1 protein-coding gene and 1 pseudogene are annotated in these 745 nt (G+C 58.7%); one reads left to right on the plus strand and one right to left on the minus strand.

Going from position 1 to position 745, the window contains the following annotated elements:
* On the plus strand, window positions 1–189 hold a 189-nt coding region (locus tag R7Q09_RS25305; protein WP_411913119.1), incomplete at its 5' end, for a DDE-type integrase/transposase/recombinase.
* A 52-nt stretch (window positions 190–241) separates the two neighbouring features.
* Here R7Q09_RS25305 and intI1 read toward each other — a convergent pair.
* Window positions 242–745: pseudogene (gene intI1 / locus R7Q09_RS25310) on the minus strand (class 1 integron integrase IntI1); the annotation flags it as partial.

The raw sequence follows: 745 nt of genomic DNA on the forward strand, positions 1-745 counted from the left end.
GAATGCGATCATGGCAAACTGAAACGGATAATCGGCGCCACGCTGGGATTTAAATCCATGAAGACGGCTTACGCCACCATCAAAGGTATTGAGGTGATGCGTGCACTACTCAAAGGCCAGGCCTCAGCATTTTATTATGGTGATCCCCTGGGCGAAATGCGCCTGGTAAGCAGAGTTTTTGAAATGTAAGGCCTTTGAATAAGACAAAAGGCTGCCTCATCGCTAACTTTGCAACAGTGCCCTCACTAGTGAGGGGCGGCAGCGCATCAAGCGGTGAGCGCACTCCGGCACCGCCAACTTTCAGCACATGCGTGTAAATCATCGTCGTAGAGACGTCGGAATGGCCGAGCAGATCCTGCACGGTTCGAATGTCGTAACCGCTGCGGAGCAAGGCCGTCGCGAACGAGTGGCGGAGGGTGTGCGGTGTGGCGGGCTTCGTGATGCCTGCTTGTTCTACGGCACGTTTGAAGGCGCGCTGAAAGGTCTGGTCATACATGTGATGGCGACGCACGACACCGCTCCGTGGATCGGTCGAATGCGTGTGCTGCGCAAAAACCCAGAACCACGGCCAGGAATGCCCGGCGCGCGGATACTTCCGCTCAAGGGCGTCGGGAAGCGCAACGCCGCTGCGGCCCTCGGCCTGGTCCTTCAGCCACCATGCCCGTGCACGCGACAGCTGCTCGCGCAGGCTGGGTGCCAAGCTCTCGGGTAACATCAAGGCCCGATCCTTGGAGCCCTTGCCCTC

This window comes from Vibrio sp. 2130-1 (assembly GCF_033339515.1).